The sequence below is a fragment of the Arsenophonus endosymbiont of Apis mellifera genome (genome assembly GCF_903968575.1).
Lineage (GTDB): Bacteria > Pseudomonadota > Gammaproteobacteria > Enterobacterales > Enterobacteriaceae > Arsenophonus > Arsenophonus apicola.
Genome location: NZ_CAJCFU010000060.1, coordinates 18,109 through 42,768, shown reverse-complemented (window position 1 = coordinate 42,768; position 24,660 = coordinate 18,109). Strand labels below are relative to the sequence as shown.

The 24,660-nt window shown below is 35.6% G+C and carries 17 protein-coding genes and 1 pseudogene; 9 read left to right on the top strand and 9 right to left on the bottom strand.

Going from position 1 to position 24,660, the window contains the following annotated elements; genetic code table 11:
* Positions 1-72: 72 nt before the first annotated feature.
* The 3 genes from H1X92_RS09270 to H1X92_RS09260 all read right to left on the bottom strand — a co-directional run bounded on the left by H1X92_RS09270 (position 73) and on the right by H1X92_RS09260 (position 2,525).
* Positions 73-717 carry a hypothetical protein gene (locus H1X92_RS09270; RefSeq protein WP_180559872.1) on the bottom strand — a complete coding sequence of 215 codons (645 nt, stop codon included), beginning with the start codon at positions 715-717 and terminating at the stop codon, positions 73-75.
* Positions 718-759: 42 nt separating this feature from the next.
* Positions 760-1,776, bottom strand: a complete 1,017-nt coding sequence (locus H1X92_RS09265) for an NAD(P)H-quinone oxidoreductase (protein WP_180559871.1) — start codon at positions 1,774-1,776, stop codon at positions 760-762.
* 524 nt (positions 1,777-2,300) lie between these two features.
* Positions 2,301-2,525 (bottom strand): hypothetical protein, encoded by a 225-nt coding sequence (locus H1X92_RS09260; protein WP_180559870.1) that lies wholly within the window; start codon positions 2,523-2,525, stop codon positions 2,301-2,303.
* A 472-nt stretch (positions 2,526-2,997) separates the two neighbouring features.
* Between H1X92_RS09260 and H1X92_RS09255 the strand changes: the two genes are divergently transcribed.
* Positions 2,998-3,744, top strand: coding sequence for an FNR family transcription factor (locus H1X92_RS09255; RefSeq protein ID WP_180559869.1), 747 nt, complete (start codon positions 2,998-3,000; stop codon positions 3,742-3,744).
* A 138-nt stretch (positions 3,745-3,882) separates the two neighbouring features.
* Positions 3,883-4,836 (top strand): universal stress protein UspE, encoded by a 954-nt coding sequence (gene uspE, locus H1X92_RS09250; protein WP_180559868.1) that lies wholly within the window; start codon positions 3,883-3,885, stop codon positions 4,834-4,836.
* 22 nt (positions 4,837-4,858) lie between these two features.
* On the opposite strand, the pseudogene pntB reads toward uspE, so the two are convergent.
* Positions 4,859-6,246, bottom strand: a pseudogene (pntB, locus tag H1X92_RS09245) (Re/Si-specific NAD(P)(+) transhydrogenase subunit beta).
* Positions 6,247-6,258: 12 nt separating this feature from the next.
* Positions 6,259-7,791, bottom strand: coding sequence for a Re/Si-specific NAD(P)(+) transhydrogenase subunit alpha (gene pntA, locus H1X92_RS09240; protein WP_180559867.1), 1,533 nt, complete (start codon positions 7,789-7,791; stop codon positions 6,259-6,261).
* 379 nt (positions 7,792-8,170) lie between these two features.
* Between pntA and ydgH the strand changes: the two genes are divergently transcribed.
* The 7 genes from ydgH (at position 8,171) to H1X92_RS09205 (ending at position 17,420) form a co-directional block, all read left to right on the top strand.
* Positions 8,171-9,121 (top strand): DUF1471 family protein YdgH, encoded by a 951-nt coding sequence (gene ydgH, locus H1X92_RS09235; RefSeq protein ID WP_180559866.1) that lies wholly within the window; start codon positions 8,171-8,173, stop codon positions 9,119-9,121.
* A gap of 353 nt (positions 9,122-9,474) precedes the next feature.
* Positions 9,475-10,815, top strand: a complete 1,341-nt coding sequence (locus H1X92_RS09230; RefSeq protein ID WP_233458154.1) for a basic amino acid/polyamine antiporter — start codon at positions 9,475-9,477, stop codon at positions 10,813-10,815.
* 929 nt (positions 10,816-11,744) lie between these two features.
* A complete protein-coding gene (locus tag H1X92_RS09225; protein ID WP_180559864.1) occupies positions 11,745-12,266 on the top strand; it encodes a fimbrial protein in 522 nt (173 codons plus the stop codon).
* Between the two features lie 437 nt (positions 12,267-12,703).
* Positions 12,704-13,216: a fimbrial protein gene (locus H1X92_RS09220; RefSeq protein ID WP_180559863.1), complete on the top strand. Its 513-nt coding sequence runs from the start codon at positions 12,704-12,706 to the stop codon at positions 13,214-13,216.
* A 32-nt stretch (positions 13,217-13,248) separates the two neighbouring features.
* Positions 13,249-13,965: a fimbrial biogenesis chaperone gene (locus H1X92_RS09215; protein WP_180559862.1), complete on the top strand. Its 717-nt coding sequence runs from the start codon at positions 13,249-13,251 to the stop codon at positions 13,963-13,965.
* Positions 13,966-14,088: 123 nt separating this feature from the next.
* On the top strand, positions 14,089-16,449 hold the full coding sequence (locus tag H1X92_RS09210; protein ID WP_255498991.1) for a fimbria/pilus outer membrane usher protein: 2,361 nt from the start codon (positions 14,089-14,091) through the stop codon (positions 16,447-16,449).
* Between the two features lie 2 nt (positions 16,450-16,451).
* Positions 16,452-17,420, top strand: coding sequence for a fimbrial protein (locus tag H1X92_RS09205; protein WP_180559860.1), 969 nt, complete (start codon positions 16,452-16,454; stop codon positions 17,418-17,420).
* A gap of 31 nt (positions 17,421-17,451) precedes the next feature.
* Here the strand turns inward: H1X92_RS09205 and hrpA are convergent, their stop codons facing one another.
* The 4 genes from hrpA to H1X92_RS09185 form a co-directional block, all read right to left on the bottom strand.
* Positions 17,452-21,351, bottom strand: a complete 3,900-nt coding sequence (gene hrpA / locus H1X92_RS09200) for an ATP-dependent RNA helicase HrpA (protein ID WP_180559859.1) — start codon at positions 21,349-21,351, stop codon at positions 17,452-17,454.
* Between the two features lie 107 nt (positions 21,352-21,458).
* Complete coding sequence (locus tag H1X92_RS09195; protein WP_310740091.1) at positions 21,459-21,794, bottom strand: YdbL family protein; 336 nt, start codon at positions 21,792-21,794, stop codon at positions 21,459-21,461.
* 8 nt (positions 21,795-21,802) lie between these two features.
* A complete protein-coding gene (locus H1X92_RS09190) occupies positions 21,803-21,997 on the bottom strand; it encodes a YnbE family lipoprotein (RefSeq protein WP_180559858.1) in 195 nt (64 codons plus the stop codon).
* Positions 21,997-24,618 carry a YdbH family protein gene (locus H1X92_RS09185; protein WP_180559857.1) on the bottom strand — a complete coding sequence of 874 codons (2,622 nt, stop codon included), beginning with the start codon at positions 24,616-24,618 and terminating at the stop codon, positions 21,997-21,999. Before H1X92_RS09185 ends, H1X92_RS09190 begins: the two co-directional genes overlap by 1 nt.
* Positions 24,619-24,660 lie beyond the last annotated feature (42 nt).

The window sequence follows — 24,660 nt, the reverse complement described above, 5'->3', positions numbered from 1 at the left end:
TTTGAAAAATAGTGTGCCTGATTAATTTTATGACTATCAATTAGAAAATAATCAGTATCACCGGCCAAATTACTAATTACTGGCAAGATCTTTAGGCGTTTTTTGTGCAGTTACAACAATATTGTAAGTACATAAAAATGACTGTTTTGGCACTCGATAAAAATTTTGAGGCTGGCTAACCGGTTGAATAACAATATCACCTGCCCGTAATAATTGTTTTTTTCCCCAGCTATTGATAAAGGTAAACGCTGATTCAGTTTCAGGTACAATAAAATAATTCATCATTTTACCTGTAGGAATAAAACGTAAATAGTTGGGTTTGCCTAATACTGTAACTGGATCATGATAATATTGGTGAAATTTTGCTTCTTCAACTAAATATTGCTCATTACCTGTAGCAGGACAAATATTTTCTACCACCCAATCCCCCTCCTGTGCAGGAGGTGATATTAACTCAGTGCCAACGCCTTTAATGATGGTCTTAATAATTTCACCCGGCGTTGCTAGCCGCGCATAGACTGACTTACTTTTTTGCGCAATGCCTGTCAACCCTTCTTGTTGTGCTTGCTTGAAATAAGCCACAATATCTTTTGTTGGATACTGTTCTAACGAAGCTTGTCCATCATGGGCTAAAACTTGTAAAGGTAATAATATAACAAGTAACTTTAGGTAATTAGATCGTTTATTCATGTAATTTAATAATAAATATTTAACCATAGAATAGCTCTCAGTGAGATGAAAAAGATACTAAAAACAATATCAAAAGTGCTCGTTAACTAATACTAGTTTACCAATTAAATCACCTGACTCCATAAAACGATGCGCTTTTTCTGCTTGTTTTAATGGGTATGTTTTAGCAATAATGGGTTTAATTTTACCTGAAATAATCAGCGGCCAAACCTTATTTTCTAACTCAGTCGCAATGGCTATTTTTTCCGCTAATGTCCTTGCTCGCATTGTTGAACCAGTATGAATTAATTGTTTAACCATTAATGGCATTAAATTTACCTGCTGAGGTACCCCACGCATCATGCCAACCTGAATAATGCGGCCATATTTAGCGGCTATTTGATAATTTTTATTCACATAATCGCCACCAATCAGATCAACCACCATATTGACCCCTTTATTTTGGGTATAGTGAGCTATTTTTTCAGCAAAATCTTCTGTCAAATAGTTAATAACTATATCAGCGCCTAAAGAAGATGCCACCTTCATTTTTTCCACTGAACCTACGGTAGTAAATACTTTAGCCCCAAAAATTTTTGCTAACATAATAACGACACTACCGATACCAGAAGTACCACCATGGATGAGAATCGTTTCATTTTTTTTAAGTTGACCAATTTGGAAAACATTAGCCCAAACAGTAAAAAAGTTTTCTGGCAATGCCGCCGCTTCAATATAACTCAGATCACCAATAGGTAAAGCGATAGCTTCATGCACCAGACAATATTCAGCATATCCTCCACCGGCAACTAAAGCACAAACTTTATCGCCTTTTTTCCAACGCTGACAACCTTCCCCGACACTAACAACCTGACCGGCAATTTCTAATCCTGGTATTGGAGAGGCATCTGTTGGGGGTGGATAAACCCCCATTCGCTGAAAAACATCAGGCCGATTGACACCCGCAGCTGCAACCTTAACCAGTAAGTGTGATTTTTGGGGTTTTATCAATGGTAATTGGGTGGGTTTGAGTTTTTCCGGACCGCCCGGCTCCACAATTTCGATAGCAAGCATCGTTTTTGGTAAAACGTCTATATGGTGAGGCATTCAATAATCACTCCGTTGCTGAGTAAAACAACTGATTATTGTACTTGAGAACCGTAAATTTTCCTCTAATTATTTAACCAATATTTAATATTATATTTTGACTAAATATAAAAAATAAATAAGTTGATCAGAAGTGCCACTGGGCAATGAAATTAAATTTAGTTAATTTATAATTAATACCATCTATTTCGTTAAGAAATCTCGTTTTAAAACTAACTTTATGATTTATTTTATAATTTATATTAAATTCAATTTCCATAGCATCAAAATTTCTCATTCTATTTAATTCTCTACTATTAGAAAACTGACTTAAATTATTAAAATAAAATTTCTTGTTGCTATCAGTTGTGATAAAATTGATCTTTAATTTATCATTTATATTATTTTTTTGTTGTTTTAAACAGGACTTAGTGACAGCGTCACTTATCGAATTACATATATTACTTACTGTAATATTGGATGGTAGCTTATATCTATTTTAATATCAATAAGATAATTTATATAACACTTCATTGACATAGAATTTATTGGCATTTTTTGTTAGCCAATAAAGTCGGTTTAAGCCTTGTTCTTTGACTAAAAAAGTCATTTTCATTACTAAGTGATGGATAAAAATTACTAGCCCAGCGTTGCTGCACTATGGATGGACATGATATTACTTGTGGATAAGAAAAAAATAGCGCTACAGCATAACCGTTGTTAATCTGCAATATGATAATAATGGCAATGCCTAGCTGCCAACCTTTCACAATTTACCACCTTCTTAGCTATTTTCCATAAAAAAATAATAAGACAGCAATAAAACTATTTCTATAAGTTATTAGTTGGTAAAATTTCAAAAATCGTCGTTTTTAGTCATATATCGTTTAATAAAACAATCGCTATGAATATGTTTTATAATAAAAAAACTTTATTAACTAATATTATTAGGAAATAAATTTCACTAAAAACAAATAAATAATGTATAAAGTTAAAAATAATCACATTTTCAAAACTAATTAAAAATTAATATATTATTAGGCAAAATTTGATTTTATTTTTACTTTTCTATAAGTTATATCAATTAGCTTAAGTAAAATAAATGACTGTCAAGTGAACTGCTTATATTGATAATATTAGTTAAATAAAAATACAACTAATTATTAATTCTTTTACTCAAGCATAGAATATGTGTTAAAATTGACAAAAATCAATATTTCTTATCATAATGAGTCAAGTAATATGATCCCAGAAAAACGCGTTGTTCGCCGAATCCAGTCTGGTGGCTGCGCTATACATTGCCAGGACTGCAGTATTAGCCAGCTTTGTATTTCATTCACATTGAATGAACATGAACTGGATCAACTCGATGCTATTATTGAACGTAAAAAACCAATCCAAAAAGGGCAAACCTTATTTAAAGCGGGTGATGAATTAAAATCACTTTATGCCATACGATCAGGAACAATAAAAAGTTATACTATTACCGAGGAAGGTGATGAACAAATTACCGGTTTTCATTTAGCCGGTGATCTAGTTGGTTTTGATGCTATTATCCATAATCAACATCCAAGTTTTGCTCAAGCTTTTGAAACTTCGATGGTTTGTGAAATTCCTTTTGAAACACTCGACGATCTTTCAGGTAAAATGCCTAATTTGCGACAACAAATAATGAGATTGATGAGTGGTGAAATTAAGGATGATCAAGAAATGATATTACTGCTTTCGAAAAAAAATGCAGAAGAAAGATTAGCTGCTTTTATTTATAATCTGTCGCGCCGTTTTGCTCAACGTGGTTTCTCAGCAAAAGAATTTCGCCTAACAATGACTCGAGGTGATATTGGTAACTATCTCGGTTTAACCGTTGAAACAATTAGTCGTTTATTGGGTCGCTTCCAAAAAAATTATACTCTCAGTGTCAAAGGTAAATATATCACAATTAATGATATGTATAAGCTGACCGAAATTGCGGGTAAAACCTCAGTCTAAACAATGTCATAAATGTAAGCCAGATCACATTAACTTATTATTTTTTTGTGATTTGGCTATAATACTATCTATTATCCCAACCCATATTGGTTTATCTTTAGTGATATAAATGTTGTCCAGCCTCTAAGAGGAACCATTATGGTTAATTACCGGAATCTGTTAGTTGCTATCGACCCAAATCAGGATGACCAGCCTGCACTCAGACGTGCTTTATATATAGTAAAACGCAATGGTGGGCGCATTAAGGCTTTCTTACCCATCTATGATCTCTCTTATGACATGACAACCTTATTATCTCCTGAAGAACGCAATGCAATGCGCAAAGGTGTGATTAGTCAGCGAAAAGTATGGATAAAACAACAAGCACACTACTATTTAGAGTCTGGCATTGATATTGAAATCAAAGTGATATGGCATAACAGACCTTATGAAGCGATTATTCAAGAAGTTATTGCCGATAAACATGATTTATTATTAAAAATGACCCATCAAAATGTTCGTTTTGATGCCATGATATTTACTCCCCTTGATTGGCATTTACTACGTAAATGTCCCTGTGCAGTTTGGATGGTAAAAGACAAAGTATGGCCTAACGATGGTGCTATTGTTGTTGCTGTTAATTTATCTAATGAAGAATCCTATCATGATAAACTTAATATTAAACTAATTCAGGAAACGAAAAATATCAGTAATAGGATTGTTAAAAATCCACATATACATCTCGTAAGTGCCTACCCTATTGCCCCAATAAATATTGCTATTGAATTACCGGATTTTGATCCCAATATCTACAATCAGGTCTTGCGGGGTCAGCATCTTATTGCGATGAAAAAATTAAGACAAAAATTTACCATTGACGAAAAATATACTCATGTTGTTGAAGGGCCGGTTGAGAACATAATCCCTGAAATCTGTGACGAATTACATGCTGGCATTGTTGTATTGGGTATTTTAGGCAGAACAGGTATTTCAGCGGCGTTTTTAGGCAATACCGCTGAACAAATCATTGATAAGTTAAGATGTGATTTATTAGCCATTAAACCGGATGGTTTTATCTGTCCAATAAATCCAGCAAATGGCCCTATTAAATAGAGCCATACGATTATTAAAAATCTTATAAAGCGCGCAAAATAGCTTCTACACTTACTTTTGCATCACCGAATAACATTTGAGTATTTTCTTTAAAAAATAACGGATTTTGAACGCCGGCGTAACCCGTGTTCATTGAGCGTTTAAATACAATAACATTTTGCGCTTTCCAAACCTCCAGCACAGGCATACCCGCTATTGGGCTATGAGGATCATCTTGCGCTGCTGGATTAACGGTATCATTTGCGCCAATTACTAATACCGTATCGGTACTAGCAAAATCATCATTTATTTCATCGAGCTCTAAGACGATATCGTAAGGAACTTTTGCTTCAGCTAATAATACATTCATATGTCCAGGTAGACGTCCCGCAACAGGATGGATCGCAAAACGAACATTAATCCCTTTTTCACGTAATTTTATCGTAATATCGTGGATGGGATATTGCGCCTGCGCCACCGCCATTCCATAGCCAGGAGTAATAATTACCGAATGGGAATTTTTTAATAATTCAGCCACTTCCTCTGCTGTGGTTTCACGATAATTTCCTTGGCTATGCTCATCGTCCACTAATATTCCATCAGTGCCAAACCGCCGGCAATAACACTAATAAACGAGCGATTCATGGCTTTACACATAATGTAAGATAAAATTGCACCAGAAGAACCTACTAGCGCTCCAGTAACAATTAACAAATCGTTACTCAACATAAAACCTGCAGCAGCAGCGGCCCAACCTGAATAAGAGTTCAACATTGATACCACAACCGGCATATCTGCACCACCAATTGAGGAAACTAAATGCCAGCCAAATGCTAAGGCAATGATAGTCATCATTAACAAAACAAATACTTGTAAGCCAGTAGCCGTCGTTTTTACGAAAATAACTAACAAAATAAATGAAATTAATAACGCCAACAAATTAAGTTTATGGCGATTAGGAAGCATTAAGGGTTTAGATGCTATTTTGCCGCATAATTTACCATAAGCAACAATTGAACCAGTAAATGTTACTGCCCCAATAAAAATACCCAGGAAAATTTCAGTCAGATGAATATTCTCCATTATCTTATCTGAAAATACATCGTGTGCAATAAAGCTATTGAAACCTACTAAAACAGCAGCCAGACCGACGAAACTATGCAAAATAGCAACCAGTTCTGGCATCTCGGTCATGGCGACTTTATTTGCTAAACGCACCCCAATAAGTCCACCAAGAACCATTGCAATAATAATCCAGCCAATATTATGCGCATCGGGACCTAAGATAGTGGCAATTAAAGCAATTGCCATCCCGGTAATACCCAATACATTACCGCGTTTAGAACTTTCGTGACGAGATAAACCGGCTAAGCTGAAAATAAATAAGATGGCCGCTACAATATATGCCGCTGTTACCATTCCACTTGACATAATATAAACTCCTTATCCTTTACGGAACATTTTCAGCATACGTTGCGTGACTGTAAATCCACCAAAAATATTGATACTGGCAATAAGTACCGCAATAAATGAGAAGAAAGTAACCCAACCGCCATTACCAATTTGCAGCAATGCACCTACCACTATAATACCTGAAATCGCATTGGTTACCGACATAAGTGGTGTATGTAGTGAATGGCTGACATTCCATACTACGTAGTAGCCAACAATACATGCCAGCGCAAATACGGTAAAATGAGAAAGAAAATCTTTAGGCGCTACACTTGCAAAACCACTAAAAAGTATAATCGCCAACATTAGAGAAATATATTTTAACCAGGGTGAGACTTTTTTCGCTGCCAGTTTTTCTTCATATTTTATCAGTTGATTTTTTGTTTGCGGTTGTTGGGATACTTGAATCGGCGGGGACGGCCAGGTAATTTCTCCTTCTTTAATAACAGTAATGGCCCGCACAACAATATCATCAAAATCAATGACTAGTTGACCATTTTTTTCTTTACAAAGCAGCTTGATTAAATTAACGATATTAGTCGCATAAAGTTGTGAAGATTGGGTTGGTAAACGACTAGGTAAATCGGTATAACCAATAATTCTAACCTCATGCTCAGTAACAATCAGTTTATCTGGCTGGGTTAACTCGCAATTTCCGCCCGACTGTGCTGCTAAATCAACGATGACACTACCCGGCTTCATCGAGTCAACCATCTCTTTGGTGATCAATTTTGGCGCAGGTTTTCCAGGTACTAATGCGGTGGTGATAATAATATCCACCTCTTTTGCTTGCTTAGCGAATAAAGCCATTTCAGCTTGAATAAAAGCCTCGGACATCTCTTTAGCATAACCATCACTACGTGCCGAGTCCTGTTTGAAATCTAATTCAAGATACTCAGCTCCCATGCTTTGTACTTGTTCTTTTACTTCTGGTCTGGTATCAAATGCACGCACAATAGCCCCTAGACTACCTGCTGCTCCTATCGCTGCTAAACCGGCAACACCTGCGCCAATAACCAGTATTTTAGCTGGCGGCACTTTGCCAGCTGCAGTAATTTGCCCCGTAAAAAAACGCCCAAATTGATAGGCTGCTTCCACCACTGCCCGATAACCGGCAACATTAGCCATAGAACTTAGTGCATCAAGTGATTGCGCTCTGGAAATACGTGGCACTGAATCCATTGCTAAAACGGTGATTTTACGCTCTGCTAATTTTTGCATTAAATCTGGCTGTTGTGCCGGCCAAATAAAGCTAACTAATATTGCACCCTCTTTAATAAGCGCAATTTCGGTTTCTAGCGGTGCATTAACTTTAAAAATAATATCTGCATCCCATACAGATTGTTGCTCGACAATTTCAGCGCCAGCTTCCTCAAAAGCAGCATCTTGGAAACTAGCAAGATGACCCGCTTCTCGTTCAACGACGACATAAAAACCTAATTTAATGAGCTTCTTTACTGTTGATGGTGTTGCTGCAATACGTGCTTCATTGGTAATTCTTTCTTTCGGTACACCAATACGCATAATGATCCCTTCTAGTTCAAAGTTGCTTGATGTTTCTTCCCTGCTAACATAACTAATTATATTCTATAGATCTGTTATATTGAGTGAAAAAACATTGTTGAAACCTACTGAAAATAGTAATCATGAGCCATAATTTATCGGATTTCCACGACATTAAATTAAATTTTTTGGCAAAAAATGATATTAGTCAAATAGCTCACGACTTGATATTAATTTATAGAAATAATTGGCAAAAACAGTGAGTATTCAACTAAATTAATAGTTTCACAAGAAAACAATGGGACAATTGCTGTTATTACATGTAATAATTATTATCTGTATGATACGACTATTAATTCAGCATTTTGATAATAAATTGTGTAATGCGGAAGGATTTTGTATGAAGCTGAAAATAACGGCCATCACAACTGCGGTACTTTCACTAAGCAGTATAATAACTGTGCAAGCCGCTGTAGAATTAACACCGGAACAAGCTCAAGAATTAAAGCCTTACCAAAGGATCGCTGTCACAGGCCGCTTTAATGCCATTTATGAAGCATCCGATGCAGTTTCTCGTCGAGCAGATAAAGAAGGCGCCTATTCCTACTATATTCAAAGCCTAGATGATGTAGGCGATAGTGGTAATTTACGGGTAGTTGCTGATTTATATCGTAAAGATGCGGCAAAAGTAACCCAACCCCCTTATCGAATCTTTGCTGGTATCAAAGAATTGCCTAAAACAGAAGCAGTAAGATTATTGCCATTTGATACGGTAACAGTCAGCGGTTTGTATAGCTCTGAAGCTGCACTAAATGAGGCTCTGGCTAAAAAGGCCAAGAAAAAAGGGGCGGCTTATTTTTATGTTGTCCGTAATGTTGCTTTAAATGATGGTGGTAACACCCTTGCTACTGCTTATATTTATGCCACAGATGCCCCACAACGGATAGTACAAAATGATAATGCCGTAGTACCCGCCGATACAGAGACGGGTAAAGCTTTATTAGCTAAAGGAGGCGAAGAAGCTAAAAAAGTTATAATACCTGGAGTAGCCTCATCTTCGGCACCAAAGGAAAGCGTAGGCCGCTTTTTTGAAACCTCAATGTCAGGTTCGGGGAAAACCAACGTAACACTACCTAGCGGATATCAAATTGAAGAAGTAAATAAAGCAGCAGCTGCACAAATGGTACCTTTCGATTCAATTACTTTCTCCGGTTTCTATACTTCCACGCCAGAAATCAGATATCAAATTGCTAAACGTGCAGAGAAAAAAGGTGCAAAATATTTTCATATTACGCGTGAATGGCAAGCTAATGGTGGTAGCGTTACAATTAGTGCAGATCTCTATAAGTAAAAAAATATTACAATGTTATCATATGGTTAAATTAATAAGTATTTTAACGGACTAAATTGTCCGTTTTTCTTTTGAGTGATAGATAAAATAAAAAATAACGATTCTTTAATAAAAGCAAAACGAATATTTTTTCTTTTTTATGCATATTTAACGATTGCATATCATGTTCCATAACCGTAAAATTCAGCTAAATTTTCTCTTTCTATCTAATTCAAGTCAATTTGGTTTTTTACTATCTGAACAAATTGTTATTAATGGCATAAACCTAATTATGGCAAATAGATTTTAGGATATTTTCTTTGAACAATAAAAAATTAAATCTGACGGCTTTAACCGCTTTAGTCTTGAGTTCAATGGTTGGCGCTGGTGTTTTTAGTCTGCCGCAAAATATGGCTGAAGTCGCTAGCCCCTTAGCACTTATAATAGGTTGGAGTATTACCGGTATTGGCATTTTATTTCTTGCCATATCTTTGCTGTTACTTTCACGCATTAGACCTGATCTAGATGGAGGAATTTACACTTACGCTAAAGAAGGCTTTGGCGAACTAGTTGGTTTCTGTTCAGCCTGGGGTTATTGGCTATGTGCTGCTATCGCTAATGTTTCCTATTTGGTTATCGTATTTGCTGCCTTGAGTTTTTTTACTGATAGCTCAGATAATATCATTTTTGGTGATGGAAATACTTGGCAATCTTTGATTGGTGAATCTATCTTACTATGGATCATTCATTGGTTGGTATTAAGGGGTACCCAAACTGCGGCCGGTATCAATAAATTAGCCACGTTCGCTAAATTGATTCCACTTAGCCTATTTATCATTCTAGCTATTTTTGCATTTAAAATAGATATCTTTCAATTTGATTTTAGTGGCGTTGAAATGGGCATACCAATTTGGCAACAAGTCAAAAATACTATGCTAATCACGCTATGGGTATTTATTGGTATTGAAGGAGCTGTAGTTGTTTCAGCTCGAGCTCAAAGACGTAAAGATGTTGGTTTGGCAACGTTACTTGCGGTAATATCGGCCTTAAGTATTTATATATTAGTTACCTTACTCTCCCTAGGCATCGTACCGAGGGCTGAACTTTCTGAAATGAAAAATCCCTCGATGGCATCACTTATGATCAATATGATGGGAAATTATGGTGAAATTATCATTGCAGCCGGTTTAATTCTTTCTGTTTGCGGCGCTTATTTAAGCTGGACTATTATGGCGACAGAAATTCCTTATATTGCATCGCTCCATGGTTCATTTCCTAAAATATTTAAATATCAAAATAAAAATAACGCCCCCTCTTCATCTCTTTGGCTTACAAACGGCGCAGTACAATTATCGTTAATATTAATTTGGTTGAGTGGTAGCAACTATAATATGTTATTAACGATAGCGTCAGAAATGATTTTAGTGCCTTATTTTCTAGTAGGCGCTTTCCTAATCAAAATCTCTTTTGTTCGCACTAACAAGGCATTACTTATTATTGGTACAGTAACCAGTTTATATGGTTTATGGCTACTTTATGCTTCAGGAACCATCAACCTACTTTTATCTGTTATTCTTTATATGCCTGGTTTATTTATCTTTCTATATGCTCAAAAGCAAAATAATAATAAATCACTTAGCCGCTTAGAAAAAAGTGCAATAGTAATGATTATTTTCTCTTCTATTCCTGCATTTTGGTATTTACTTCATATTTAATCAAAAAGATTAAATCATAATCAACATAATCAATTAGTTGCAATTATGTTGATTATTTCTATTTTAATAATAAATTTTCAACTTAAAGCATTTGTCTCGCTGGTTAACGGCATGGTTTTATTTTTTCACCAATAAAAGCATGTTGTAACTAAAACGCAGTTTACCTTATAATTTGGTATGCTTAAGCTTATTATTAGTTGCTAATAAAATCAGCAATTTATTATAAATATCACAAACAGAATAATTTTTGGTAATAGTAAAATAAATGGGGTTCATTTGGGAAACGGAAGAACTGTTTTCATACAGAGTCAGATCAGAATCGTTATTTTTTATTTTATCTTTTGGACGCCATACGCTAGACATAAGAAAAACGGTTCAGCCTACTTGCAACTTTATATTCAGAAATTCGCGTGTAATTTCTGGCTATCATAGTACCCAAAGTAGCTTTCCGACTAAGGCTTGAACCTGATTTATGGTATGAATATGCATTCAGTGAACAAACTTGCTGGGAACATATCAATCTGATTAAAATTTATATCTGACGTAATAACTTAACTGGGCTAAGTAAAATACTGCCCATTACGCGCGGTCGACATCGTTCTGTACAAAAAATAGTCTTCGTGTGAGATATTTTCCGATTTCCAACTGAACCTCAGATTAATAACTATCTTTCATATTTTATAAAATAACTATTATTCAATAACTGCAGAAAAATGATTTTATAGTTAGGAAATGAGTTTTTTTAATTTTATGCATTTAATATTATTTTAAATACTCTATCATTTCTTTATTTCATTTATATTAAAGAAAAAACAATTATTATATTTTGTTAGAATACCTCTTGCCTAAAATAAAAATAGCAGTATTCTTAAAATTTAAATAGTAATGATATTCGTTGTTCAATTTAAAAAAAATAAAAGGTAAAACTCATGCATAGCTTATTAATGGCAAGCTTATTGTCCATATTTTCTTTATTTCAATTTTCTGTTCATGCCTGGGATGGAAATATTAAATTTACGGGTGAAATTATTCAGTCGTCTTGTACATTTAAAGCACTTAATAAAGATCAAACAGTATCATTAGGCACTGTAGCAACTAATAGTTTTAAAAAAGCACATGACACAGCCTCACCAACCGTTTTTAATATTGAGGTCAACAACTGCCCAAATAATAGTAAAGAGGTTTTTATCATATTCGACGGTGTTAAAGATAAAATAAATAATGAGTTGTTAGCTATCAAAGAAGGTAATGGCTATGCGACAGGCGTTGCAATTGGTATTTACAATAGTGATAGTGAACATCATATCCCATTAAATAACAAAACCAATGTTTATTCAATTACTGATAAGCTAGCTAGCCTAAAATTTATTGCAAAATATGTTGCGACAGAACATATTGTTTTACCTGGAAAAGTCGAAGCTAACGCTCATTTTACATTAGTCTATAATTAAATAGGTGAAATAAAAAAGTTTCGACTTTTCTACGCTATTTATTTTTAATAAAAGAAAATTATTACATAGAAATAAGATTATTTTATCATTTAAATATTTTCATTATTTTATAGAGTATAATATAAATAAATTCATTTAATTCAATAAACAAATAATATTTATAATAAAATTAATATATAAAAAATTATTTATAATAAAAATTTAATTCTTTCTTGATTGTTATTTTATTTGCGCTAATTATATTTTTTTATAAAAAATAATTTCAATCATTAAATAAAATTTATTATCTATTAAAAAATACCTATTGTTTTTTTAAAAAAAACATTAATATTCTCCTGGCTGAAATTATGTGTTAATTTTTTGTAAAATTAATTAGTTTTATAATATAAATCATTTAATTAAATTATGTTTTTATTAAATTAAGGATTAGTAATAATATGCTTAAGTTATTAATGGCATTATCATTGTCAGTAACCTCTTTATCTCAATTTTCTGCTTATAGCAGTGATGGCTCTATCATTTTTAATGGACAACTTATTGGTTCCACCTGTCAAGTCACCGCAAATACTAAAAATCAAACCGTTACCTTAGACACATTATCAATAAATAATTTTCAAAAGAAAAATGATACATCGATTGGCAAACCTTTCAATATTGCCTTATCCAATTGCCAACCAACAGATAATATCAGTGTTGTTTTTCATGACGCTAAAAATGGTCTCACAGATGAGGGATTGATAGTTAATCAAACTGGTGATGATTATGCACAAGGTATCGCCATTGGTATTTATGATAATGATAATAACCTTATCAAAATGAATGAAAAGATAGCTACAGATAATAACAATGATACCCGCAATATCGCACTTATCGCAAAATACGTCGCTATAGCAGATAAAGTTCAAGCGGGACAAGTCGTTTCAACGGTCAACTTTACCATAACTTATTAGCTAACTAATAGCAGGAACAATAGGAAATTTTATTGTTCCTATCTTACCGAGATAAGAAAATGCGATATTTTTTATTATTATTAATCATAGCGATATTTTCCTCGTCATCGCTTGCTAATGTGATTATCGGGGGCACCCGCGTTATTTATCCTTCAGATAAACGTGAGGTTTCTATTGCGATAAACAATTTAGACAAAGAGAATTTATTTTTAATCCAATCATGGATTGAAGATGAAGATGGTAATAAAGTCGATGATTTTATTATAACCCCTCCTTTATTTAAATTATTGCCAGAAAAAGAGAATAAAATAAGAATTATCAATTCAACAAATCAATTACCAAATGATAGAGAGACTGTCTATTGGTTAAATATAAAATCAATTCCGGCATTGAGAAAAAGTGACGAAAACCGCTTAAATATTATATTAAAATCACGGCTTAAACTTTTTTATCGGCCTAAAGAAATAATTACCGAATCCACTGAAATATATAAGAAAATAGAATTAAAACAACTAAACAAACAACTTGTTGTGCATAATCCAACCGCTTTTTATATTAATTTTAATTCGATAAAAATAGGAAACTTTAAAATAGAAACTCCTGGAGTGTTACCACCATATAGCCAGAAGATATGGCAAATTAAGCCAAATAAAAATAACAAAATAGACTGGTCATTTATTAATGATTACGGTGCCATTATAGAAACAATTAGCCTATTAAATGATAATAACAATGAACAAAAAAAATAAAATTAGATATTACATCTCTCCCATTTATTTTAGTTTATTATTTAATATTTCCTCTAATTTATACGCTAAGAATGATGATTACTATTTTGATGAAGAAGCAATAGAATATGATAAAAAACGCCTATTAACCTTACTCATTTTCTAAAAGATAACAATCAGTTAGCTGGCGTATATAGAGTAGATATTTTTATTAACAATAAAAATGTGGCCACCCAAGATATTACTTTTCTTAATGATAAACAAGGCAAGCTTTACCCTATCGTCAATAGTAGTCTATTAAATAGCTGGGGAATTGATGCTAATTTTATTAAGCAAAAAATTATCGATCAATTAAACGCTGATACGATAATTGATTTCTGGCAACAGAATAAATTAGCTATTAGCGCTGAATTTGATTTTAATCAGCAAAGTTTATACCTTACTTTTCCTCAAATAGCGTTAATAAAAAACCAACAAATATCATCATGGCAATCGGGTGTGCCGGCATTTTTTGTTAATTATCGTTATCAAGGTGCCAATACTTGGACAAAAAATGGTACTGATAAGCAAAATCACTTTATTGGTTTACTGATAGGCGCTAACTGGCAAGCCTGGCGATTACGCCATTATGGTAGCTACTCTTCTCACTATCACTGGCAAAATTATCGCACCACACTTTCCCGTGATATTCATGCATTCCATAGCCAATTAAGTTTAGGTGAAAATTATACCTCTTCAATACTGTTTGAGCGCTTTCAATTTAAAGGTTTACAATTACAAAGTGACGATAGCATGCTACCCGACAATGCCAAAGGTTACGCTCCAGTGATCCAGGCTATTGCTGAAACCTACGCAACTGTCACTGTATTACAAAATAATATTGCTATTTATCAAACCTATGTGCCGCCGGGTCCTTTTATTATTAATGATCTGCTTCCTTCTTATTCTAATGATAAACTTAAGATCATCATTGTTGAAAGTAATGGTAGACAACAAATAATTTATCAACCATACACGACTTTACCCAATATGCTACGGGTTGGTCGTTTCCGTTATGCGCTTAATCTTGGCCAATATTCCCCCTCAACTATCAGTGCTTATAAAGCTAAATTCATCCAGTTTGATTATCAATATGGTCTATCAAATTATCTGACTCATTATGGTGGAATAATTATCGCCAACAATTATTATTCAAATGCATTAGGATTTGGGGTTAATGTAGGTCAATTGGGTGCGGTTACTTTCGATGCTAGCTATGCAAAAGCAAAAAAAGTAAAAGGATCATATGACGGTGGTTACGTCTATCGTTTTCAATATGGCAAGTATTTTTCTACCACCAATACCCAATTAACGTTAGCAGGCCAACGATATAGCGAGAAAAATTTCTTCACATTTAGTCACGCTAATAAACTTAAAAATAGCCCTTCTCCGCTATTTTACTACGCCAAGAAAAGCCAGTTACAACTTAACATCAGACAAAATTTAGCTAGCTTGGGTACTCTCTACTTATCTGCATATCAGAAAAATTATTGGAATTATGATGATAAAGAAGAAAGCTACGCAATTAATTACAGTTCAAGGATCTGTGATTTAGATTATACGATTAACTATAGCTATACAAAAACCAGACGAGAACAATCCGCGGATCAGATCCTGTCTATCAACTTGCAAATTCCCTTTAAGCGATGGTTAAAACGAACCTGGGGAAGCTATGGTATACAAAATAGCTTTGATCAGCGCTCTATTCAGCAAATTAATATCCACCACTCTCCATTTGCTGACGAAAGTTTATTTTTAACGCTGCAGCAAAACTATGAACGACACTATAGAAATCATACTAACGCTATTAGTGGGGCGCTTTATAGCCAATATCGAAATCAATTTGCAATCTTCAATTTAGGTTATAATCACGATCCCTATCAAAAGCAATTAAATTATGGTCTACAAGGCAGCCTGGTTGCTCATCCTTATGGTTTAACCTTAGCACAACCTATTGGTGAAACAGCGGCATTAGTGATCGCAAAAGATGCTGTTGGCGTAAAACTGGAAGATCATTCAGGTATAAAAACTAACTATCAGGGTATCGCTATTATTCCCAATATCAATAGTTATCGGACAAACCAAATTGCACTCGCAACTGAAACGCTTCCTGATGGCGTTGATATTGAATCTAATATACAAACAGTAACTCCCACTCGTGGCGCAATCGCCCTCGCCAATTTTGCTACCCAAGTTGGTTATAGAGTAATATTTAAACTTCAACATCATAGCAAGCCGATTCCATTCGGTGCAATGGCAACTTTAACCGATAAAACCACAATTACTACAACTGGCATCGTAGATGATCAACAGCAGCTTTATTTAACTGGGGTGCCTGCTCAAGGTGAATTCCTTATCACAGCTGGAAACAATAATAACAATTATCGCTGCACATATGCCCTACCTGATGACGCCATACTAGCTAAAGTTCACAAAATTACTGCCGTCTGTCAATCAAAGGAGTGAAAATGACAAGCCTTTCAACTAAAACGATAATTCTGTTTTTTTTACTGCTAGGGGTATTTTCTTTAACTGCTCATGCATCCAACTGTAACTACATGCTAGGCTCCCAACCAGTAGAGGTTTTTATTCCCTTGCCAAATGAAATTGAGGTCTCACCTACCTTACCCGTAGGTAGTGTTATTAAAAAAGCTTATGGATCCCATGCAAGAGGCAATCATAAAGGTTTTATCATTTGCCAATCAGAACAAATCAAACATCAATGGAGAAATGGTCAACAATACGTAATATTGCCGTCATCTGATGCTATTTACCCAACAAATTTAGCCGGAATTGGATTAAAAATTATTTATCATGCTGGCAACTTACAGCCTTATATTGCACCTTGTAATGACCAGCCCGCGGGTAAAATATTTTGCGGAGAAACATTCTATAAAATCGAACTGCAATTAATAAAAACAGCTGAGCAGATAGAGACTGGTAATATTTCACAACAACAATTAATTGCAGCAACCATTGGGGATTTACCCATAGTAAATTTCAACTTAGCAAATACTCAAATTACCGTTCCTAAATTAAGCTGTTTTATCAATAACAACGCATTAGAGATCAATTTAGGTCGTCTAAAAACCACTGTTTTTAACGGCATATATAGTACAGCGGGCAAAAAAGCATTTTATCTCGAATTAAATTGTAATCATGCCTCAATGGTTGAAATCAGAATGGATGGAGATACATTACCATCAAGCGATGATAAAATTTTAACCTTAAATAAATATAATGCTGCACAAGGTATCGGTTTACAGATTTTGTATGAAAATAATCCCATCAAATTCAACCACTGGTTTATATTAAAAAGAGTACCTGACACTAAAAGTATTCCGCTATTTTTTCATGCGCAATATATTCAAGTGGCAGAACAAGTAAAACCCGGGCAAGCAAATGCCCTTGTCACTTATCATATTAAATATCACTAAAAAAGCGATGGTAACATCGTTTTTTTACTTTTTACTCTGGCAGTAATGAAATTTGTGCCATAGCTTGTAGAATACGCTTATCTGAAATAGGATAAGGTGTTCCAAGCTGTTGAGCAAATAGGCTTACTCGCAACTCTTCAATCATCCAGTATATTGCTTGTACCTCAGGCAGTTGTCTTTGTACGATAGGCAACTTAGCTAGCCAACTCTGCCATTGCTGTTTAATATGCTCAATGCGTACCATATGCGCCCGATCACGGTTGGGATCAATAGCTAACTTCTCCAAACGACGCTCTATTGCATTGAGATAACGAATAATATCAGGTAGTTTTTGCCAGCCATGAGAGGTAACAAAACCTTTAAATATTAATCCACTGAGTTGAGATTTAATATCAGAAAACGGCAGAGCCAAATGAATATCGACCCGCCCTTTTAAACGCTTATTAACTGCAAATACGCGAGTTAAAATTATTTCAACCTGTTTGGCAATCTCAACCACGACATCATTAAGCTCAGCACGAACATAAATTTGCAATCGCTGATAATCATCTGCTGTCCATACCAGCCCACCAAATTGAGCAATTAATTTATCGACTCCGCAGCCGATACAATCATCAATTAGCTCAAGAACTTTGCCAAAAGGATTGAAATAAAGTCCCAGTTTAGATTTATTTGGCAATTTTTCATGCAGATATTTTATCGGCGAAGGAATATTAAGCAACAACAGTCGCCTTAATCCTTTATTCATCGCCTGCTTTTGCTCTAGTTGGGTTTCAAACATGCGGATTGCCACACTATTTTTTTCATCCACTAGCGCTGGAAAAGCTTTAACTACATAACTACCACGTTTCTGTTCATAAAGCTGAGGTAAATCACCGAAACTCCATATATGTAAGCCACTTTGCTCAATACTAGTGTTAATAACCGCAGATAATGTTTGTTGAATTTGTTGTTTTAACTGTATTTTTAACGCTGTTAGATCACGGCCTTCTGCTATAGTTTGATTATTTTCATCAACAATGCGAAAGGTCATTTTTAGATGAAAAGGCAATTTTTCCGCCGACCAGGCTGCAGAATCAATGCTAACTCCCGTCATAAGTCGCAACTCTCGCGTTAAGCAATCTAACAACTTGCCCTGCGGAACAGGTACCCGTTGTAAAAATGCTTGGGCATAATTTGGCGCCGGCACAAAGTTACGGCGTAACGATTTAGGTAATAATTTAATCAATGTGATGACTAGCTCTTCACGCAATCCCGGTATTTGCCAGTCAAAACCTTCATCTTTAACTTGATTAAGCAGCGATAGTGGAATATGAACAGTTACACCATCAGCCGCATTACCAGGTTCAAACTGATAGGTTAACGGCAACTTAAGTGCTTCTTGATGCCAAAAATTGGGATATTCTGCTAGAGTAACGTTATTCGCCGTTTCCCTCATTAGCATTTTTTTATTAAATGTCAGTAAATCAGGCTGTGCTTTGCTAATCTCTTTCCACCAGCGATCAAAATGACGAGATGAAACAACCTGACTGCCAACTCGCTGTTCATAAAAATCAAATAGGGCATCATCATCAACCACAATATCACGACGACGAGATTTGTGCTCTAGCTCTTCTACCTCAGCTAATAATGTTAAGTTTTGTTGGTAAAAAGTGTGGCTGGTTCGCCAGTCCCCCTCAACTAGTGCATGGCGAATAAATAGCTCACGACATAATAATGGGTCAACCCTACTGTAATTAACTTGACGACCAGCCACGATAGGTAAACCCAATAGGGTGACACTTTCCGATGCCATAACAGCACCTTGTTTTTTTGACCAGTGTGGCTCGCTATAATGATACTTCACTAAATGCCCGGCCAGTGGTTCTATCCAGTCAGGTTCGATTATGGCCGCGATACGCCCCCAAAGTTTATTGGTTTCAACTAATTCTGCCACCATAACCCATTTAGGTGGTTTTTTAAATAAACCAGAAGCGGGAAAAATCATAAATCGTGTATTTCTGACGCCCAAAAAATCAGCTTTATCCGCCCTTTTTTGACCGATATGTGAAAGCAAGCCGGCAAGTAGCGAAATATGAATAGCTTCATAATCAGCAGGTTCGCTGTTGATAGCAATACCTAATTCTTTGATCACCTGGCGTAGTTGGCTATAAATGTCCTGCCACTCCCTTAAGCGCATGAAATTAAGCAGATCCTGCTTACATTGCTTACGAAATTGCACATTGGATAAAATAGCTTGTTGCTGTTTAACAAAATCCCATAGATTTAAATAAGCCAGAAAGTCCGAGCGTTTATCGATAAAACGATGATGCTTTTCATCTGCAATTTGCTGTTTATCTAATGGCCTTTCACGAGGATCCTGGATAGAAAGTGCAGAGCTGATCACCATAATTTCACTTACACAGCCATGTCTTCTCGCCTCTAAAACCATCCGGCCTAAACGTGGATCGAGCGGCAATTGTGCCAGTTGATGACCGATTTGCGTCAGTTGATAATTGCTGTCAGCCGTTTTCTTGCCAATGGCGTTTAGTTCCTCGAGTAATCGAATACCATCTTGAATATTGCGCTTATCTGGCATTTCAATAAAAGGAAATTGATTAATATCACCTAATCCGACCGCCATCATCTGTAAAATAACCGAAGCAAGATTGGTACGTAAAATTTCAGGATCGGTATACATTGGTCGTGCTAAAAAATCTTCTTCCGAGTACAAACGGATACAGATCCCCGCAGAGACACGGCCACATCGCCCTTTACGTTGCTCAGCAGAAGCTTGCGAAATTGGTTCGATTGGCAAACGCTGTACTTTTGTGCGATAACTATAACGACTAATGCGCACATAGCCGGTATCAATCACATATTTAATACCAGGGACGGTCAATGAGGTTTCAGCCACGTTGGTCGCTAATACGATCCTTCTGCCTGAATGAGATTGAAAAATTCGGTTTTGCTCACTGTTAGATAAACGAGCAAAAAGCGGTAAAATTTCTGTATGTTTTAAATTCAGTTTATTAAGTGCTTCGGCGGTATCTCTGATCTCACGTTCACCACTCATAAAAATTAAAATATCACCGTTAGCTTGTTGACTTAATTCATTAACCGCATCAATTATGCCATCAAGCTGATCACGATTACTGTCGTTGCTGTCGCCAATAATTGGTCGGTATCTAACTTCTACTGGATAAGTTCTTCCCGATACCTCAACAATCGGTGCGTGATCAAAATGTTGGGAAAAACGCTCGGGATCGATGGTCGCAGATGTAATAATAACTTTTAAATCAGGTCGTTTAGGTAACAATTGACGCAAATAGCCCAGAATGAAATCAATATTTAAGCTACGTTCATGTGCCTCATCGATAATTATCGTGTCATATTGTAGTAATAATTTATCATTATGTAATTCTGCTAATAGAATTCCATCTGTCATTAATTTAATGAACGTATTATCGCCTATCTGATCATTAAAACGAACTTTATAACCAACAGCACTACCTAATGGAACATTAAGCTCTTCAGCAATCCTGTTAGCCACCGAGCGAGCAGCCAATCTTCGAGGTTGGGTATGGCCAATTAAGCCTTTTACTCCTCGGCCAAGTTCTAAACAAATTTTCGGGATCTGAGTTGTTTTACCCGATCCGGTTTCACCAGCAATAATGACGACCTGATGATCACGAATTGCCTGATAAATTGCCTGTTTTTTCTCAATGACAGGTAGATTTTCTGGATAAATAATCGCCGGACGAGCCCTTTGCCGGTCGGCGATTTTTTTTTGTCCGGTGACGATATCCGTTTTAACTAATTCAATAACCGATTGACGGGATTTCTCATTTTGTATCTTTTTTATCCCGGCTAAGCGCTTTCTTAATAACAATTGATCACGCAATAATAGCTGATCAATATCAGCATATAATGCTGTTAAATCAGATTTCACTTTTAATAAGACCTTACTGAAGGGGCTTGTTTGCTGAGTTGCCCATCAAAGCACGACATAACTGACACTTACACTTCTTCGCCTAAATATTAAAGTACTATAATAACTTATTTTTGTGTCCAGCGGCAATTTATACCTAACACATACTCACCCTCTTTTGCCCCGTCTATTAATTTTTCGCCAGCGATTTTTGCTATTTGCTCAGTCTTGAGTTGATTACTTTGCGCAATTTCAGCATATTTTTGTTCACGAGCCTGATTAATACTAGTAACCAATGAGTTAACTTCAGCATTATCTTTTACCACTGCTGCCAAATAACCGGTTAGTGTTTCACCGACCAGCCCACGCTGCTTAGCCTCGCTAATTGACAAACTCAACGCGGAAAAACTGACAACAATACTCATTAATATCAATAAAAAATGTAAAATATATTTTTTCATCATCTCATCTATTATCCAAAAAGATCGCTATTATTTTTTAATAACCCCTCAACCTGGCGATCAACTTTAATTTTAATTTCATGTTCAATTTTGACATTCATATTAATATTTATTGGCTTATCCGGTGTGGCTACCTCTAACCGAACACAACTTATTAATAAAAATGTCGCAGAGAACATCAGCATATACCAAATTTGCGTTTTCATTACTGGTTTTCACCTTTTTTTAGCGAAATATTTTTTTCTAACCAATCACCCAAATTATTACCAAACTGTAAACTACGCCACAATTGAAAGATATTTTCTTGATGGTAATAATTTAAGTGAACTTGCCGATTTTTGCTTTCTAAAGGATTAAAGCCATAAATTTGAGCGTTGATGTTAATATCACCCAGATTACTTAGGCTAATTTTGGCATGACTACGATTTATTTCCAAATAACGTAACCAGGCCATAGCAACTCTAGCAGATAAATTATTTTCACCGATAGAATCGACTAACTCTTTTCCTAATCTTAAAGTAATATTGCCTGAATTTGCTAACCACCCTTCTTTGACGATCCAATCAGGATTATCCAGAAAGAAAGGTAACTGGCCACTTATTTTGCCTGACATCGCAACCTGAGAAGTGGTTCTAAGGCGAGTTAATAGTTGACTTAAATCTATTCGATCAATCGTCAGTGTAGCCGGGGTTGTTTGTGGCCATCGTAATTTAGCCAATCGGACAGAACCGCCTAACAAATCAATGTTAACTGCCCGTAACACTAATGGAAATTGTGCCGTTGCCGGATAATAACCATTCAGATCAGCCGCGACATTACGCATATTAAACAGACTATTAATCTGTTTGATCCTAATTTTCACTGGCGATTTAGTGCCCAACTGCCAGCGACTATTTTGTAAACGCCACGGTAAAATAAAATCAATCTCATCAATACTGCCATCTTTTAACCATAATCCAGCATTATCAACCGACCAATGCCCACCAGCAATCACCCCCTGGCCTTGTGCCACCGAAAACGCAGCCTGAGCATAAAAATTACCCTCTCGCAATGTAATACCTAAATCTGGTGGGATCAGAGATTGAAAAGCTAATACACTCTGCTTTTGCCAACGGGCATTTCCTCGTAATCGTATGCCATCCCAACGGATAAAATATGGGATCGGACCGATTTGTTGGGCTGAAAGTGCACCGGTTAATTGGAAATCAGCTGGATTGCGGCCAACTAATTTAGATGTGATCGCTGAGGCAGGTAAAAAACTATCATTACCAAACCTTATTCTATTAGTATGTAAAATAAGTTCACCGGCAAAGTTAGCTTGCTCAGCATCGCGCTGCCATTTTAATGGTTTTAAAAGTGTTAAACGGGGTTGAATCATATTCACCATGCCATACTGAATTTTATCAAATCCGGTATTTAATCTGTTTACGACCAATAAAGAGTTAATCCAGTAACCATCTCCACTAAGATCCCAATTAGCCTTAAGGGGGTGCAAATGGGCATTTCCCCAATAATGCCATCGCCATTCACCTTGATCTGGTTTAAAATTATTGGCTTGACCATCAAAATGTAATTTTACTTTACCCCAATAGCTATCTGTTGTAGCTGCAATTGCCTGCAAACGCCCAGTTACACCTTGTGACGTCAAATAAGTGCCGGCTAGCGGCAAACGTAGTTCATCAAGGGTTAATGTTTTATTTATCTTGCCATACATTCTAATTAATGATGATGGTAAAAAAGTAATACGCGGCGAGAGCAATGGACCAGAAAGCAGGGTTGGTGTTCGCATATCAATAATCAGATCATTAATCTTAACCTGTCCCATTAATTGAAATGGAATATGGCTATTGAGCCAATCTAATTTACCCTGCTCAACTGTCAGCACTAAATTAGCTTTACCTTTCTCCCCTGTCGTCAACATATTAGCGCGACCACTAATACGCATATTCGCTAAACTGTCGCGCCAATTAGCTAAACGCAAATCAATTTTTCCTGATAATAATTGCTCACCATTTTGCCAACGCCATTTTCCCTGCTTAATTGTTAAATACTGATCATCTAATTGCCAGGGCAGATCGAGTAATGGAAATTGAGACTGTTGCGTTGTTAATTGTAAAGTCCCTGAGCGACTCGACCAATTTAATTGCGCAACCAACGGTTTAGCATAGCGATTAGTGATTAAAGTCGCGTCAATTTTTCCATGTTCTGGTATTAATGTTGCGCTCAACGGTAGCGCAACATTGCCAGTTAAATTAACCGTATCGTCATTTAGACGAAGAAAAAAATGCTCAATATTTAAATAGTCTGCCGCTGTTGTTCGTGCAACAAATTGTATATTTTGCCCTTGATAATTGATATCCAAGAGATGACTTTGGCTGACTTGTAACTGAAGTTTTCCAGCTAAAAATGGCCAAGGCTGTAAAACCAGTTGCTCAATAGTGAATTCTAATGCCGGAATTGCTGTTAGGATCTGTTTTATATCTATTTCAGCTGGTGCGGTTTGATTATCTTTTAACCGGGATAAGCAATTATTATCACTCACTAAAGATTGAGTATGAATTATCCATTTTGTTGGCCATTTAGCCCTAGTAGAAGCGGTTAATTGATTTACCTTGATCCATTCACAGTTGCCTAATGTGACTTTAATATCGGCCACCACAATTCCTTTACCTGTGATTTTTGGTACAGACAATGATAGTATGGCACCTTTGGGTAGCCATAGTTGACTGACTCTAGGTAGCCAATGAGGTATTGAAAGCCAGCTGGTAATAGTAATAAAAAGTAAGATAATGAATAGCAAAATAATATATTTTATTAATTTAGGCATTCTACTATTCCTTTGTTTTAATCAATCGCACTAAAACCATAA